This window comes from Streptomyces humi (assembly GCF_001005085.2).
GTDB classification, from domain to species: domain Bacteria; phylum Actinomycetota; class Actinomycetes; order Streptomycetales; family Streptomycetaceae; genus Streptomyces; species Streptomyces humi.
The window spans coordinates 38,894-54,770 of record NZ_LBMU02000076.1 but is presented as its reverse complement, the minus strand read 5'-3'; the positions used below and the strand labels follow the sequence as shown (position 1 = coordinate 54,770).

The following is a 15,877-nucleotide window of genomic DNA, read 5'->3' as shown; positions in this document are numbered from 1 at the left end:
GTCAGCCGGTCGTGACGGCGGTGTCGTCGAGGACGAAGCTGGTCTGGAGCGAGGAGTCCTCGACCCCGCTGAACTTCAGGGTGACGGTCGAGCCCGCGTAGGACCCGAGGCTGAAGGACTTCTGCACGTACCCGGAGGCCGCGTTGAGGTTGGAGTACGTGGCCAGGGTGGTCGAACCGGCGGTGACCGTCAGCTTGTCGTACTGGGTGCTGGTGGTGGTCTCGGCGGTGTCGACGTGCAGGTAGAAGGTGAACGTGGTGTTGGTGCAGGCGGCCGGGATCGTCACCGACTGGGAGAGCGTGTCGGTGTGGGTGGAGCCGTAGCCGTCGAGCCAGGCGTAGTAGGAGCCGCCGTGCGCCGACTCGCTGCTGGAGTTGGTGATGACGCCGCTGGAGGCGGTCCAGGTGGTGTTGCCCGACTCGAAGCCGTTGTTGCCGAGCAGCTGGGACGAGGTGCAGGAGCCGCCGCCGCTGGTGCTGACGGTCCAGGTGAAGGAGGCCGAGCCGGAGGCGCCGGTGGAGTCGGTCGCGGTGACGGTGGTGCTGTAGGTGCCCGCGGTGGACGCCGTGCCGGAGATCAGGCCGGTGGAGCCGGCGATGGACAGGCCGGTGGGCAGGCCGCTGGCGCTGTAGGTGAGGGTCGCGCCCGCGCTGTCGGAGGCCGAGATCTGGAGGCTGACCGAGCTGCCGGTCGCGGTGGACTGGCTGCCGGGGTTGGTGACGGTCACCGTGTTGCCGGTGCTGGTGCCGGAGGTGAAGGCGGCGGTGCCGTTCGGGGTGCCCCAGCCGGTCGGGCCGTCGTAGCCGGTGCCGGCGGTGCAGAAGTACGACGTCGAGCAGGAGCCGTTGTTGCCGCTGGTGACGTCGTACAGGTTGCCGGTGTGCGAGTACGGGTACTTCGCCGGGTAGTCGCTGGAGCCCGGGGTGCCCGCGAGGGCGTACACGCCCGCGATGATCGGCGAGGAGGCGCTCGTACCGCCGTAGACCGCCCAGCCGGAGCCGCCGTAGGTGTCGTAGACCGCGACACCGGTGGCCGGGTCGGCGACCGCGGAGACGTCGGACTCCATGCGCTTGGTGCAGCCGGTGTCGGTCTGCCAGCTCGGCTTCGCGTCGTAGGCGGAGCAGCCGGAGCCGGTGCCCTCGGAGGAGCTGGTCTTCCAGACCGACTCGGTCCAGCCGCGGGTGGTGGAGGAGGTGGAGAGCGCGGTGCCGCCGACGGCGGTCACGTACTGGGAGGTCGCCGGGTACTCGGCGCCGTAGTCCTCGTCACCGGCGGAGACGGTGATCGCGACGCCCGGGTGCTTGAAGTACGAGGTGTCCTCGCTGGTCTGGGAGGAGGACTCGGAGCCGCCCCAGCTGTTGGAGACGAACTTGGCGCCGAGCGCGACGGCCTCGTTCTCGGCCGTGCCGAGGTCCGAGTCGGTGGCGGAGTTCGCCTCGACCAGGATGATGTTGCAGTTCGGGCAGACCGCGCTGACCATGTCGATGTCGAGCGCTTCCTCACCGGCCCAGCCGGAGTCGTTCGTCGGCAGCGAGGTCGTCGAACCGGTCTGACTGACCTGCTTGAAGCAGCCGTTGGCGACGGTGCACGCCGACAGGCCGTACTGCGAGCGGTAAGTGGCGAGGTCCGAGGCCGCGTTGGGGTCGTTGTAGGCGTCGACCACGGCAACGGTCAGGCCGGAGCCGCCCGTCGAGGGCAGGTTGTAGGCGCTGTGCAGGTTGGTGGGGCTCAGGCCGGAGGGGGCGGCGGCGAGCGCCGAGGACAGCTGCTGCCTGATGTCGGTGCGGCGCTGCGCGAAGCAGTTGGCCTCACCGGGCTTGGCGGCGGTGGCGCACAGGTGCTCGGTGGGCACCTTCTGACCGGCCCTGCCGGTGCTGTGCACGGCCTGCCGGGCGGGGTCGGTCAGCGCCTTGGCGTTCTGGGTGGCCCGGGAGGTCTGCGCCGCCTGGACGGGGTGGGCGGCGGTCGCCTGCGCCTGCGCGGCCGGGGCCGCGACGAAACCGGAGACGGCCAGGGCGAGGGCGGGGAAGGCGAAGGCGAGGAGTCTTCGCACGCTCCGTCGTGATTCACGCATGGGGGTACTGCCTCCATCGGTGGGGTTACAAGGCAGGCCCGTGACGCGCGTAGCGGCGGCAGAGTGCGCAGTCATGAGCATGACACTTCGAACACCCTGGGATGCCGATGAGCGTGGCATGACAGGACGGAGGAGAACCTAACGGGGTTCCGTCGAAGTCGGTTCCCCCGGGCGGAGATCTTTACTGGCCCGTAGATGGCGCTTGGCCCCCTCATGAGAGGGGGTTGGCGCGTACATGATGAATACTATGCCCAGAGCTGACCCTGGAGCGTCGCGATGGCTTCCTCGGTGGTGGCGGCGGTGTAGACACCGGTCGACAGGTACTTCCAGCCGCCGTCGGCGACGACGAACACGATGTCCGCGCTCTCGCCCGCCTGTACGGCCTTCTTCCCCACGCCGAGCGCGGCGTGCAGCGCGGCTCCGGTGGAGACGCCCGCGAAGATGCCCTCCTGCTGGAGGAGTTCCCGGGTCCGGGTCACGGCGTCCGCCGAGCCGACCGAGAAGCGGGTGGTGAGCACGGAGGCGTCGTAGAGCTCGGGCACGAAGCCCTCGTCGAGGTTGCGCAGCCCGTACACGAGGTCGTCGTACCGCGGCTCGGCGGCGACGATCTTCACGTCCGGCTTGTGCTCGCGCAGATAGCGGCCGACACCCATCAGCGTGCCCGTCGTACCGAGCCCCGCGACGAAGTGCGTGACGGACGGCAGGTCGGCGAGGATCTCGGGACCGGTCGTCGCGTAGTGCGCACCGGCGTTGTCCGGGTTGCCGTACTGGTACAGCATCACCCAGTCCGGGTGCTCGGCGGACAGCTCCTTGGCCACCCGTACGGCGGTGTTGGAGCCGCCGGCCGCGGGGCTGGAGATGATCTCCGCACCCCACATCCCCAGCAGGTCACGGCGCTCCTGGGAGGTGTTCTCGGGCATCACGCAGACCATCCGGTAGCCCTTGAGCTTGGCCGCCATGGCGAGGGAGATGCCGGTGTTGCCGGAGGTCGGCTCCAGGATGGTGCAGCCCGGGGTGAGCCGGCCGTCCTTCTCCGCCTGCTCGATCATGTGCAGGGCGGGGCGGTCCTTGACCGAGCCGGTCGGGTTGCGGTCCTCCAGCTTGGCCCAGATCCGGACCTCGGGGGACGGCGAGAGCCGCGGCAGGCACACCAGGGGGGTGTTGCCGACCGCGGCCAGCGGGGAGTCGTACCGCATGCCGATCTCAGGCCATGCCGCCGGCGACGGCCGGCAGGATCGTCACGGTGTCGCCGTCGGAGAGCTTGGTGTTGATGCCGTCGACGAAGCGGACGTCCTCGTCGTTCAGGTACACGTTCACGAAGCGGCGGAGCTTGCCGTCGTCCACGATGCGGGCGTGGATGCCGGCATGCCGGGTCTCGAGGTCGTTGAAGAGGTCGGCGAGGGTGTCACCGCTGCCCTCCACCGCCTTCTGACCGTCGGTGTACTGGCGGAGGATGGTCGGGATGCGGACCTCGATGGCCATGGCTCAGGGCTCCTGTCGGAAAGTCTGGGTGGGTGGGCGCGCAGCGGCACGCCGCGGCTCACGGCCGTACGGCGGCAGGGGTGACGTCAACAGATGGCGCTGTTCAGCCTGCACAGGTCGACGTGCAGCCGCGCCACGAGCATGCTGCCCGGCGCCTTCTCGCTCACGTCATGGAAAACCATGGGGTCATCGTATCGATTCCCGGCCTGGATCCTGGAGTGTGATTCCGCATGATGGACGTATTCCGACCGGACTCTGAGACAGGCGGGACGTGGCCGACGTGAGGGGACGCGGGGAACCGCGCGACCGGCCCCCACCGACCCGCGGACTCAGTACGACGCCACCACCGCGACCTCTTCCTCCGTGACCTCGCCGTCCACGATGCGGTACGAGCGGAACTGGAAGTCGCCGAGGCCGTCCGTGTCCGCCGTGGAGACGAGGACGTAGTGGGCGCCGGGCTCGTTCGCGTACGAGATGTCCGTCCGGGACGGGTACGCCTCCGTCGCCGTGTGGGAGTGGTAGATCACCACCGGTTCCTCGTCGCGGTCGTCCATCTCGCGGTACAGCTTCAGCAGGTCCCCGGAGTCGAACTCGTAGAACGTCGGGGACATCGCCGCGTTCAGCATCGGGATGAAGCGCTCGGGGCGGTCGGAGCCGGCCGGCCCGGCGACGACGCCGCACGCCTCGTCCGGGTGGTCCTTGCGCGCGTGGGCGACGATCTGGTCGACGAGGGCCTGGGTGATGGTCAGCATGGTCGCCAGGATAAGCAGAAGGGCCGCCCCGTACCGATGGGTGGTACGGGACGGCCCAGATGCCGGACGCCCTGAGCGGCGGCCGCGGGGAGCGCCACGAGTGCTCCCTGTGGCCGGACGTCCGGGAGGGGGTGGTCAGCTCACCTTCTCCGGCGCCCGCTCGCGGCGCTCGGTGACCTCGGGACTGCGGTTCTTCAGCACCCGCCAGCCGACGCCGAGCGCCGCGGCCCAGCCGGCCATCACGTAGAGGCAGACCCGGGAGTCGGCGTCGTACGCGATCAGGCAGGTCACGAAGAGCAGGAAGGCGATGGCGATCCAGCTGCACACCGCGCCGCCGGGCGCCGGGAAGGAGGAGGCCGGCAGACGGCCCGCGTCGACCGCGCGGCGGTACAGGACGTGGCTGATCAGGATCATCAGCCAGGTCCAGATGCCGGCCGCGGTGGCGACGGAGGTGACGTAGCCGAACGCCTTCTCCGGGACGACGTAGTTGAGGACCACGCCGATGCCCATGAAGAGGACCGAGACCGTGACGCCGAACGCCGGGGTCTTGGACGCGGACAGCTTCCTGAACGCGGCCGGTGCCTCACCGCTGTCGGCGAGGGTGCGCAGCATCCGGCCCGTGGAGTACATGCCGGAGTTGCAGGAGGACAGGGCGGCGGTCAGCACGACGAAGTTGACGATGCCGGCGCCGGCCGGGATGCCGATCTTCGCGAAGGCGGCCACGAACGGGGAGACGCCCGGTGCGAACTCGGTCCACTTGACGACGCAGAGGATGACGGTGAGCGCGCCGACGTAGAAGAGGGCGATGCGCCAGGGGAGCGTGTTGATCGCCTTGGGGAGGGTCTTCTCGGGGTCCTCCGACTCGCCGGCGGTGACGCCGACCAGCTCGACCGCGAGGTAGGCGAACATGACGCCCTGGAGGGTCATCAGGGACGAGCCGACGCCCTTGGGGAAGAAGCCGTCGAACTGGTAGAGGTTCGCGACCGACGCGGTGTCACCGGCGGAGCTGAAACCGAAGGTGAGGACGCCGAGGCCGATCACGATCATGCCGATCAGGGCGGTGACCTTGACCATGGAGAACCAGAACTCCAGCTCCCCGAACACCTTCACGGAGATCAGGTTGACCCCGAAGAGCACCACCAGGAACACCAGGGCCGTCACCCACTGGGGGATGGCCGGGAACCAGTAGTGGACGTAGATCGCGGCGGCCGTCAGTTCGGCCATGCCCGTGACGACCCACATCAGCCAGTACGTCCAGCCGGTGAAGTAGCCGAAGAACGGGCCGAGGAACTCGCGGGAGTACTCGGCGAAGGAGCCGGAGACGGGCCGGTAGAGCAGGAGCTCGCCGAGGGCCCGCATGATGAAGAAGATGATGGCGCCGGCGAGGGCGTACATCAGGATCAGGCTGGGTCCTGCCTTGGCGATGTTCGCCCCGGCTCCCAGGAAGAGGCCGACGCCGATGGCGCCGCCGATCGCGATCATCTGGACCTGGCGGCTGCCGAGTCCGCGCTCGTACCCCTCTTCGGGAGCTTCGGAGGCGGCCGGGGACCCGGAGGCTCCGGAGCCCTTCTCCGACGTGTCGACCTGAGCGGAGGTCATGTGTGGTGTGCGCCTTTCTCCATGCCGAACCGGGCCTCTGGTCGGCCTCGGATCGGGTTTCGATCCCCCCGGATTGATGGAGCGGTGCCTGTCCGGCGGTCGCCGGGTCGGTGGCGCACCCGGACGACACGTGGGTGGTGTCCGCCGGGCGGTCGTGAAGATTTATCACGCCCGCAACATTGATCACCGGGATCCGCCGAGGGGCATTGTGGCGCACACCACAGGAAGAAGCGGACAAAGTGCGGCCGAAAAGGTCATAAGCGGCCGCATCGGTGACGGGATCGTTATCCGGAATTGAGCGTCCTCTGAGCGAACGCGAAATCCGGATCTTCTACGACATAAGGGAGCCGGACCGCGGCGCCAGGGACCACGGCGTCCAAAATCACGGCCGGGATCACGGCATCCGGGATCACGACATCCCGGATTACGGCATCGGGGATCACGACATCCCGGATTACGGCATCAGGGTGGCGACCAGGGTCTCCTGGAGGCCCCCGAGCCACAGGTACGCCATCACCATGGGCTTGCGCGGGTCCTCGTCGGGGAGCCGGTAGAGCAGGTCGGTGTCGTCCTCGTCGGTGATGTCGAGGCGCGAGCCGATCGCGAGGCGCAGGTCGTTGAGGGCGCCGAGCCACTGCCGGGACTCGCCCGGGGCCAGCTCCAGGACCGCGCCGCTCTCCTCGACGGGGGCGAGCCCGTCCAGGGAGCGGATCACCGCGAGGGCGCTCTCCCGCTTGCCGGCCCGCAGGTCGTTCTCGGTGTAGCGGCGGAACTCCGCGGAGTGGGCCTGCTGCTCCGCGGCCGCGTCGGGCGAGTCCGGGGCCCGCTCCGGGTCGCAGTAGGCGTCCGGGAAGAGCCGGCGCAGCACCGGGTCGGCGGGGGCCTCACTGGGCCCCTCGTTGAACAGTTCGGCGAGCGGGTCGTCGGGGGCGTCCTCGGCGGGTCCCGGGCCGATGAGCTCCAGGAGCTGGACGGCCAGCGACCGGATGATGGAGATCTCGACGTCGTCGAGCGCGACGGCCGCGCCGCCGCCGGGGAGCGGTTCGAAGATTCCTGGCATGGAGGGGGTTCGCTGCTTCCGGTCCTGGTCGGGGAGCCTGGCTGCTCGGCGAGGCTGTTGTGGGGGCCGCTTCCCGGGGGCTACTTCCGGTCCTGCTGGAGGGTGGCCCACAGGCCGTAGCCGTGCATCGCCTGCACGTCGCGTTCCATCTCCTCACGGGAGCCGCTGGAGACGACCGCCCGGCCCTTGTGGTGGACGTCGAGCATGAGCTTGGTGGCCTTGTCCTTGGGATAGCCGAAGTACGTCTGGAAGACGTACGTCACGTAGCTCATGAGGTTGACGGGATCGTTGTGCACGATCGTGATCCACGGGACGTCGGGCTCGGGTACGGCGAAGACCTCCTCCGCCGACTCGGTGCGTTCGATCTCTACGGGAGCGGGTGACGTCACAGGGCCCATGCTGCCACGCGGGCCATAAATCGTCACACTGACGCGAAGGGGTGTAGCATCCGTAGTCATGAACACAGCGGACCTTGGGCTGCCGGTGGACGTTCCCTCGACGGCGCTCTTCACGGACCAGTACGAGCTGACGATGCTGCAAGCCGCCCTGAAGGCGGGCACGGCCGAGCGGCACAGCGTCTTCGAGGTCTTCACCCGGCGACTGCCGGAAGGGCGTCGCTACGGCGCGCTGGCGGGCACCGGACGCGTCCTTGACGCGGTCCAGAACTTCCGGTTCGACGCGAACGTGCTCGGCTTCCTGGAGGAGCGCGGGATCGTCGACGGCCCCACCCTCCAGTGGCTGGCCGACTACCGCTTCAGCGGCGACATCTGGGGTTACCCCGAGGGCGAGGTCTACTTCCCGGGCTCGCCGATCATGCGGGTGGAGGGGTCCTTCGGGGAGTGCGTGCTGCTGGAGACCGTGATCCTCTCGATCCTCAACCACGACTCGGCGATCGCGGCCGCCGCCTCCCGGATGTCCTCGGCCGCCGGGGGCCGCCCGCTGATCGAGATGGGCGCCCGCCGCACCCACGAGCTGGCCGCCGTCGCCGCCTCCCGCGCCGCCTACGTCGGCGGCTTCGCGACCACCTCCGACCTGGCGGCCGGGTTCCGCTACGGCATCCCCACCGTCGGCACCTCCGCCCACGCCTTCACCCTGCTGCACGACCGGGAGCGGGACGCCTTCCGCGCCCAGGTCGACTCGCTCGGCCGGGGCACCACCCTGCTGGTGGACACCTACGACGTCGCCGAGGCGGTCCGTACGGCCGTGGAGGTGGCCGGGCCCGAGCTGGGCGCGGTCCGGATCGACTCCGGCGACCTGCTGCTGGTCGCCCACCGGGTGCGCCAGCAGCTGGACGAGCTGGGCGCGACGGACACGAAGATCGTCGTCACCTCCGACCTCGACGAGTACGCCATCGCCTCGCTCGCCGCGGCGCCCGTGGACGCGTACGGCGTCGGCACCCAGCTGGTGACCGGCTCCGGGCACCCCACCTGCTCCATGGTCTACAAGCTGGTGGCGCGCACCGAGTCCGCCGACCCGAACGCGCCGCTGGTGCCGGTGGCGAAGAAGTCGACCGGCGGCAAGACGTCGGTCGGGGGGCGCAAGTGGGCCGCGCGGCGGCTGGACGCCGACGGGGTGGCGGAGGCCGAGGTCGTCGGCACCGGTGAGGTGCCGGCCGCGCTGGCCGACCGGCAGTTGCTGGTCGAACTGGTGAAGTCCGGCGAGGTGGTCGCGCGCGAGCCCCTGGACGCGCCCCGCGCACGCCATGCGGCGGCCAAGGCCAACCTGCCCCTCTCCGCGACCCAGCTCTCCCGGGGGGAACCGGTCATTCCGACGGAGTACGTCCAGGGGCGCTCGGGTAGCTAGAGCGGGCGCCCGCGTACGCGCCCCGCAAAGCCCCCTCCCCTACGCCCCCGTAACTCTCTACGCTCGGAGGTCAGGCCGGACCCGCACGCCCTCGTCACGCGTCTCTCCCTTCGACACAACCCGATACCGAATCCGAAGGACTCCACCATGCGCCGCGCGTTGATCGTCGTCGATGTGCAGAACGACTTCTGCGAAGGGGGCAGCCTCGCCGTGGCCGGGGGCGCCGACGTGGCCGCCGCGATCACGGAGCTGATCGGGCAGGCGCCGGCCGGGTACCGCCACGTGGTGGCGACCCGCGACCACCACATAGCGCCGGGCGGCCACTTCGCGGACAACCCCGACTACGTCCGCAGCTGGCCCGCGCACTGCGTCGCCGGCACGGAGGGCGTGGGCTTCCATCCGAACTTCGCCCCGGCGGTCGCCTCCGGCGCGGTGGACGCGGTGTTCAGCAAGGGCGCGTACGCGGCGGCGTACAGCGGGTTCGAGGGCGCCGACGAGAACGGGGTGACACTGGCGGAGTGGCTGCGCGCCCGCAAGATCGACGAGGTGGACGTGGTGGGGATCGCGACGGACCACTGCGTGCGGGCCACCGCCCTGGACGCCGTGAAAGCGGGCTTCCGGACCCAGGTCCTCCTCGCCCTCACGGCGGGCGTCGCCGAGGCGACCACCCAGCGGGCCTTGGAGGAGCTCCGCGAGGCAGGCGTGGAACTGACCGGCAAGCCGGTCGTATAGGAACCGCACCTCCATTTCCACTCCGCGGCGCTCAACCACGACGGCGGGTCCGTAGCGAGGCTCAGCCGCGCCGGCGGGTTTCGGCGGTGCCGGACCCGCCGGTGGGCATCTGCCGGCCGGTGGGGGCTGATCGCGCAGTTCCCCGCGCCCCTGGGTCGGCCGCCTGGGCCGGCGCTGACAGGTTCGCGCCCCTGGCGGGGCGCTATGCCGCCGCCGATCTTCGAAGGAGGGATCTGATGGGTCTCCAGAGTTCCAGGGGGGTGACACCGTTGTCAGGGGTCGTTCGCCATATGAGGCCGTCGGGGTGGTGGAGGACGGCCGTGATCTCGTCCGGGGTCGGCGGGGCGGCGTTGCCCCGCAGGTAGACCGCTCGCATGCCGAGGTTGCGGAGCCTGGTCAGGGCCCGGGCACGGTTCTGGGCGTGCACCAGCACACGCACGGCGGACGAGCCGTCCGCGGTCGGACTGGGCAGATTCAGCGCCACCACCACCATGCCGTTCGGCAGCTTGCAGAACCCTCCTGCGGTCATGCGGTCACACCCCCGTGTGCGTCGGTGTCAATAAGAAAGCCACAGGACGCACCTAAACACGATCGGCGGCGACCCGCCAAGGGGTCGCCGCCGATACGTGTCTGACCTGCGGGAATGCGAACTACTTCACCGCGGGGCCAACCTGGATGGAGATCGTCGAGCCGTCTCGCGCTTCCTTGACGATCTTGATCTTCGTGTTGGTGTCAGTGATCTTGACACCGGCGGTCGGGTTCGACGCGTCGTAGTAGGTGCTGGCGTGGTCGTCGAAGACCGACACCCCGCGCGACCCCTTGATCTTCGTCGCGACGTCCGCCTTGTGCAGCGTGATGCCGTCGGTGCCGTAGAGGCTGAACGGCGAGTCGTAGGCCTGGACGCGGTTGCGCATCAGCGTGCCGTCGGACCACTTCAGCGGCGCCGGGTGGGAGTCGACCGGGAGGATCAGACCGGTACCCGGGTGACCGCCGTCGCCCGTGTGCGTGTTGTTGTCCGCCTCGGAGGTGTCCCACTTCCAGATCAACAGGCCGTTCTGGTACGGGTAGTGCTCCACCCAGTCCGGACGGGTCGTCGAGAAGCCGAAGTTGTACGGGCCGACCCGGAGGGTCTTGTCGTACGACACGTACTGGCGGTTCTCCGCGATGTAGTACTGCGCGTAGTCCTTGGTGAAGGACGCGCCGATCCGGGAGAAGCCGGACGCGGTCCAAGCGGCGTCCGCCGCCTCCGCGTTGTCGGAGAAGACGGTCGCGCCGTCGGCCGTCACCGCGATCTCGTCGGCCGCGAAGCCCTTCAGGGCCACCCCGCCGTCGGTCTGGTAGCGGAAGCGGAGCTGGATCTTCTGGCCCGCGTAGGCGTCCAGCGGGTACGACAGCTTGGCGTACGCGTCGATCGAACCGGTGAGGGCCGGCTTGTCGCTGCCGTCACGCGGGATCGCCGCGCCGTTGACCGTGCCGTCCAGGGCGGTCCAGTTGGCGCCGCCGTCGGTGGACACCTCGGCGTAGAGGTAGTCGTAGTTCGCCTCGATGTCGTACCAGCCGTCGAGCGAGAGCGTCGCGGACGACTTGCCGGTGAGGTCGACGTCACGGGTCAGCGTGTTCTTCAGGTCGTTGCCGCTGCCGCTCCACCACTGGGTCGAGCCCTGCGCGGGGGTGACGACGGTGGTGGTGACCGCCTTGTCGGGCAGCGAGACCACCAGGGCCTGCTTGTTCTTGGTGTTGTACTCGGCGACGCCCAGCTTGTGGCGGGACTTGGTGGCCGCCTTCGCCACGTCGTAGTCGAGCCAGCCCAGCTGGAGCTTGTCCCAGGCGTTCATGTCGCCCGGCAGGTCACCGATGGCCTCCTTGCCGGTGCCCAGCCAGGAGCCGGAGGACATCAGGGTCCAGAAACCGGTGGAGTTCTCGCCGCCGTCGGTGTCGTACTCGTCCGGCAGGCCAAGGTCGTGGCCGTACTCGTGGGCGTAGACGCCGAGGCCGCCGTTCTCCGGCTGCATGGTGTAGTCGCCGACCCAGATGCCGGTGTCGCCGACCTGGGTGCCGCCGAGCTTGTTGTCCGCGGGGCCGGTGGCGCCGGCGTCGGTGCCGAAGGCGTACCAGCGGTGCGCCCAGATCGCGTCGGTGCCCTGGGCACCGCCGCCCGCGGACTCGTCCTCGCCGGCGTGCACGATCTGGAAGTGGTCGACGTAGCCGTCCGGCTCGTTGAAGTTGCCGTCGCCGTCGTAGTCGTAGCGGTCCCACTGGTCGTACTGGGCCAGGTCCGCCTTGATCGCGGCGTCGGACTCGCCGGCCGCCTTCTGGTCGGCGACCCAGGCGTTCAGGCCGTCGCGCACCAGGTTCCAGACGCTGGAGCAGGTGGTGGAGCCGCACGCGTTGTTGCCGTAACGGGCCTCGTTGTACGGGACCTTGACCCAGTCCGTGACCTCGCCGTCGACCGAGTAGCGGCCCGAGGACTGCTTCTCGTAGTACTTCTTCAGCGACTCGGTGTTCTTGCCGGTGCCGAAGTAGAGGTCCTGGAAGTGCTGCTGGTTGTAGTCCGCCTGCCAGGCCGTGGAGTTGTCCTTGGTGCGGTCCGGCTGGGCTATCTGGTTGTGCAGCGGGCCGGCCGTGCCGTTGTACCGGGGGTCCGTCTGGTCCCCGAACTCCACCAGGATCGTGAAGATCTTGTCCGTCTTCTCACGGCCGAGCTCGACGTACTTGCTGTCGCCCTTCTTGCTCTTCAGCTGGACGACCTTGGAACCGTCACGGTCCTTGACCTGGGTCTTACCGGATATGACCTGGTCGAGGGCCTCCTGGCGCTGGGCCGCCTGGGTCTTGCTCAGCGGGCCGTCCAGGTCGTGCTCGTCCTGCTTCGCCGACGGGTCGTGCCGGTCGACGGTGGCGCTCTTCGCCGGGGTCGCGGCCTGGGCGACCGCGAAGGTGGTGAAACCTGCGGAGGCGGTCGCGAGCGTCACGCCGACGGCGATTGCTCTGAACGTCCAGGGTCTGCTGGTCACTTGAGTTCCTCCCCCGCGCCGCGCGCACGGAAGGGACCGGGTGGTGGTTGGGGGTCCGTGCGCGCACGATCAACGCGTCGATTCAAGTGACGACATTTGACTACTGGTTTACGAGAAAAGACAGACCTTGACTCAGACACTTCAACTCCAGTATGCGGAGCAGAAGTTCGCTTTACGGACACTCCGGAGCGGAGCCGGACATGGATAACCGGCGCGCATATGCATCCAGTGGGCGAGACCCATGCGACCGTGCGCCCCCTGTGCACCGGTACCGTGGGTTAGGTCACGCTTACCGGACGTTCCTCTCGGGCACACACGCGAATAGAGTCGAATGGTGGAACGCCCGGAAGCCGGTGGAATGCCAGGCCGGCTACCCGTCTCACCTCCACATCTCCCGAGGACACGATTGCCATGCCTCGTCCGACCCCGGCACAGCTCGTCTACGGTTCCTGCACCGTGATCTGCTCGACGCTCGCCATGCTGCTGCTGTCACAGACGAGTTCGGGCATCGGGATCGCGGTCATCGCGCTCGCCGCGCTCGGTCTGGGACTGCTGGTGGCCATGACGGTCCCGCTCCCCCGGCCGCGCACGGTCGCCCGGTCCGAGCCCGCCTCCACCGCACCCTCCGAGATCCGGTTCCCCGTGCAGCGGGAGACCGTCGCCGCCGCGGCGGCCGAACCCGTCCGGGAGCCCACCGCGCCCTGACGCGCACCACGGACCGGAAGCCGGCGGAGCCGTGAGACTGACGGCCCCGCCGGCTGCTGTGCGCCCCCCGGCACCGCCCCGTGCCCCCCTCGTCGTTACCTCGTACTGACGACGACCGTCTTGGCGGCCTTGTCGTGCAGCCCCTGTTTGTACGGCTTGTCGAAGAAGCTCCAGCCGCCGCAGATCACCGTCCAGACACAGGCGCAGCAGAACGCGAACGGCAGCCAGAGCACCAGGGCGCGGACGAGCGAGGTCTGGGTGGAGGGCGTGGCACCGTCGGTCAGGTTGGCGACCCGCATGCCGAGCCACTTCTTGCCCAGGGTCTGGCCCGACTTGGCGATCAGCAGGGTGTCGTAGGCGACGAACAGGACGGCGGCGACGATCGACTGCGCGAGGGACTTGCCGACCTCGACCCTGTCGCCGTTCACCTCGTACTCGCGCACCCCGAAGGCCCAGGTGAGCAACCAGACCACGATGAGCACCAGGACCATGTCGATGATCCGGGCGAGGGTGCGCCTGCCGCTGTCGGCGAGCGGGGGCATCCCGGCGAGCGGATCTGCCGGGTAGCCGCCCTGACCCGCGCCGCCGTAGGGACCACCGCCTCCGTAGGGGCCGCCGCCTCCGTAGGGACCACTGCCTCCGGAGGGACCGCCGCCTCCGTAGGGACCGCTGCCGCCCGCCCCGTAGGGACCGCCGCCGTGGGAGGGCGGCGGGGGCTGCTTCCTGAACGGGTCTTCCTCCGGCGGTTCTCCGGAGCCCGGCGGCGGAGGGGGCGGTTCGGTGCTCATGGCCCGAGTGGACCGCGAGGCGGCCCGGCCCGCATCCGGCGAGCCGCCGTACGGGTCATGTTGCCGCTACGAAGGTGTGCGCCGCCTTGTCGTGCCAGCACTGGTGCCAGGGCCGGTCGAACAGGCACCAGGCGACACCGACGATCCCGATGCCGAGCAGCCCCGGCACGGTGTACACCAGCCAGCGGCGCAGCGCGGCGCCGAAGGCCGGCGGCTGGTGGCCCTCGATGTCCCGTACCTCCAGGCCGAACAGCTTCTTGCCGAGCGTGCGGCCCCACCGGGCGGTGGGCAGCACCTCGTAGAGGACGCCGACGGCCAGCAGGACGGCGAGCACGATCCCCAGGTACAGGCCCGTGGTGCCGTCGAGCAGCCAGACGGTCTCGGTACGGCCGGACAGTTTCGCCGCGTCGATCTTGTCCTGGACGTGGTCGGCGGCCTTGCTGCCGAACGGGACGGCGGCGGCCGCGGTCACCATGCCGACGACCAGACTGTCGACGAGCCGGGCCGCGAACCGCCTGCCGAGCCCCGCGGGGCGGGCCGCCGCCTGGCGCCGGGCGGCCGCCTGGAAGACGTCCTCCACCGGCGGCTTCCAGGGGGCGACCTGCTGGTCACCGGCGAGTTGGTGCACCTGCTGGGGCCATGAGGACTGCCCGCCGCCGGAGCCGGAGGCCATGGGACCGGCGGGAGCGGCGGGACCGGCGGGAGCGGCGGAGACGGGCTGCGGCCCGGCGGACTGCGGGGGTACGCCGGGGGCGACGGCCTGGGAGGCGCCGGCGGCAGCGGGACCGGGGCCGGGGCCGGGGCCGGGGCCGGTGGGCAACGGCTGGGCCGCGGCGGCCCGTTCCGCGGCGGCCTTCCCGGCCCCGAATCCGGGCCGCCCGGCACCGACGGCACCGACGGCACCGGCACCACCCGCTGCGGCGCCGGGCGCGCCGACGGGCCCCTGAGCACCGAACGCGCTGGAGCCGGCCGAACCCTGACCGCCGTAAGGACCCGCGCCGGACACACCACTTGCCGCTCCGGCGGCACCGGCACCACCCGCGACACCCGAGCCGCCGGAACCCGGCGCACCGAACCCGGCCGCTCCGGCACCCGGCACCCCGGCACCCGCCGCGCCGGCACCGCCGCGTGCCGCCACGCCCCCGGCGCCTCCGCCCGCGCCTCCGCCGCCCTGCGCGCCCGCGCCCGGTTCCGGGGTGTCGTCGCCCCGGATCGGGCGGAACGTCATCGTGCCCTCGTCCACGGGGGGTCGGCCGGCCGCGGGGCCGACCGTCGGCCTGCGGAAGACGAACGTGCCGCCGGAGTCGAGGTCGCCGTCGTCCGCCGGCGGGGCGCCCGGTGCCGGTCTCGGGTCGGTGCTCCAGGCGCCTCCCTCCGCCGTCCAGCCGGAGGCCGCGGACGGCTGCGGGTCCTCGTCGAAGAAGTGCGGGCCGGTCTCCTCGACGGCGGCCGCGGGGCGGGAACCGGGCGGCGGGGCGAGCGGTTCACCGGCGGCCGGGGCCGGACGGCTGGTACCCGGCACCCACGCGGCACCGTTCCAGTAACGGACGTAGCCGGGGATGGACGGGTCCGGGTAGTAGCCCTCGCGGGGCCGTTCGTCACCGGGTGCCGGAGTTGGGGCGCTCATGTCCGTCGTCCCGTATCTGCTCGGGGGTCGTGTGGGAGCCTCCACATCTATCAGACCCGGGTGCCCGTCACCGCCAGTCCCGCAGGACCCGCCCCTTTCCGGGCAGCCCTGTGCACCCCCTTCACCACATCGGAAAAAAATTTCCCGGAACCCGCGTAATGCTCGCGGCCCCGGCCGCTCTCCACTCGTACAGGCCCGGCGGAGAACCCGACGGGAGCTCGTACGACTGATCGAGAGAGGAAAC

General features: G+C 70.3%; 15 protein-coding genes. 3 read left to right on the top strand and 12 right to left on the bottom strand.

Annotation, left to right across the window (positions count from 1 at the left end):
• Window position 1: 1 nt before the first annotated feature.
• The 8 genes from AAW13_RS30665 to clpS form a co-directional block, all read right to left on the bottom strand.
• Window positions 2-2,074 (bottom strand): putative Ig domain-containing protein, encoded by a 2,073-nt coding sequence (locus tag AAW13_RS30665; RefSeq protein ID WP_071659733.1) that lies wholly within the window; start codon window positions 2,072-2,074, stop codon window positions 2-4.
• A 245-nt stretch (window positions 2,075-2,319) separates the two neighbouring features.
• Entirely contained in the window at window positions 2,320-3,270 is a 951-nt protein-coding gene (locus tag AAW13_RS30660; protein ID WP_046732597.1) for a PLP-dependent cysteine synthase family protein, read from the bottom strand.
• A 7-nt stretch (window positions 3,271-3,277) separates the two neighbouring features.
• Window positions 3,278-3,556: a MoaD/ThiS family protein gene (locus AAW13_RS30655; RefSeq protein ID WP_046732596.1), complete on the bottom strand. Its 279-nt coding sequence runs from the start codon at window positions 3,554-3,556 to the stop codon at window positions 3,278-3,280.
• An 86-nt stretch (window positions 3,557-3,642) separates the two neighbouring features.
• Window positions 3,643-3,738: a putative leader peptide gene (locus AAW13_RS47675; protein ID WP_338059066.1), complete on the bottom strand. Its 96-nt coding sequence runs from the start codon at window positions 3,736-3,738 to the stop codon at window positions 3,643-3,645.
• Window positions 3,739-3,885: 147 nt separating this feature from the next.
• Window positions 3,886-4,308, bottom strand: coding sequence for a M67 family metallopeptidase (locus AAW13_RS30650; protein ID WP_046732595.1), 423 nt, complete (start codon window positions 4,306-4,308; stop codon window positions 3,886-3,888).
• 135 nt (window positions 4,309-4,443) lie between these two features.
• A complete protein-coding gene (locus tag AAW13_RS30645; protein ID WP_046732594.1) occupies window positions 4,444-5,907 on the bottom strand; it encodes an amino acid permease in 1,464 nt (487 codons plus the stop codon).
• 454 nt (window positions 5,908-6,361) lie between these two features.
• On the bottom strand, window positions 6,362-6,967 hold the full coding sequence (locus tag AAW13_RS30640) for a DUF2017 domain-containing protein (protein ID WP_046732593.1): 606 nt from the start codon (window positions 6,965-6,967) through the stop codon (window positions 6,362-6,364).
• Between the two features lie 80 nt (window positions 6,968-7,047).
• Window positions 7,048-7,365 (bottom strand): ATP-dependent Clp protease adapter ClpS, encoded by a 318-nt coding sequence (clpS, locus tag AAW13_RS30635; protein WP_046732592.1) that lies wholly within the window; start codon window positions 7,363-7,365, stop codon window positions 7,048-7,050.
• Window positions 7,366-7,423: 58 nt separating this feature from the next.
• Between clpS and AAW13_RS30630 the strand changes: the two genes are divergently transcribed.
• Both AAW13_RS30630 and AAW13_RS30625 read left to right on the top strand, forming a co-directional pair.
• Window positions 7,424-8,770, top strand: coding sequence for a nicotinate phosphoribosyltransferase (locus tag AAW13_RS30630; protein WP_046732591.1), 1,347 nt, complete (start codon window positions 7,424-7,426; stop codon window positions 8,768-8,770).
• A 147-nt stretch (window positions 8,771-8,917) separates the two neighbouring features.
• Window positions 8,918-9,502, top strand: a complete 585-nt coding sequence (locus AAW13_RS30625) for an isochorismatase family protein (protein ID WP_046732590.1) — start codon at window positions 8,918-8,920, stop codon at window positions 9,500-9,502.
• Window positions 9,503-9,704: 202 nt separating this feature from the next.
• Here the strand turns inward: AAW13_RS30625 and AAW13_RS30620 are convergent, their stop codons facing one another.
• Both AAW13_RS30620 and AAW13_RS30615 read right to left on the bottom strand, forming a co-directional pair.
• A complete protein-coding gene (locus AAW13_RS30620) occupies window positions 9,705-10,031 on the bottom strand; it encodes a hypothetical protein (RefSeq protein WP_046734695.1) in 327 nt (108 codons plus the stop codon).
• Between the two features lie 121 nt (window positions 10,032-10,152).
• Window positions 10,153-12,513 carry an immune inhibitor A domain-containing protein gene (locus tag AAW13_RS30615; RefSeq protein ID WP_046734694.1) on the bottom strand — a complete coding sequence of 787 codons (2,361 nt, stop codon included), beginning with the start codon at window positions 12,511-12,513 and terminating at the stop codon, window positions 10,153-10,155.
• Window positions 12,514-12,924: 411 nt separating this feature from the next.
• Between AAW13_RS30615 and AAW13_RS30610 the strand changes: the two genes are divergently transcribed.
• Window positions 12,925-13,218, top strand: coding sequence for a hypothetical protein (locus AAW13_RS30610; RefSeq protein ID WP_046734693.1), 294 nt, complete (start codon window positions 12,925-12,927; stop codon window positions 13,216-13,218).
• 95 nt (window positions 13,219-13,313) lie between these two features.
• Here the strand turns inward: AAW13_RS30610 and AAW13_RS30605 are convergent, their stop codons facing one another.
• Window positions 13,314-14,006, bottom strand: a complete 693-nt coding sequence (locus AAW13_RS30605; RefSeq protein ID WP_046734692.1) for an RDD family protein — start codon at window positions 14,004-14,006, stop codon at window positions 13,314-13,316.
• A gap of 55 nt (window positions 14,007-14,061) precedes the next feature.
• Window positions 14,062-15,633 (bottom strand): RDD family protein, encoded by a 1,572-nt coding sequence (locus AAW13_RS30600; protein ID WP_046734691.1) that lies wholly within the window; start codon window positions 15,631-15,633, stop codon window positions 14,062-14,064.
• Between the last annotated feature and the right edge of the window lie 244 nt (window positions 15,634-15,877).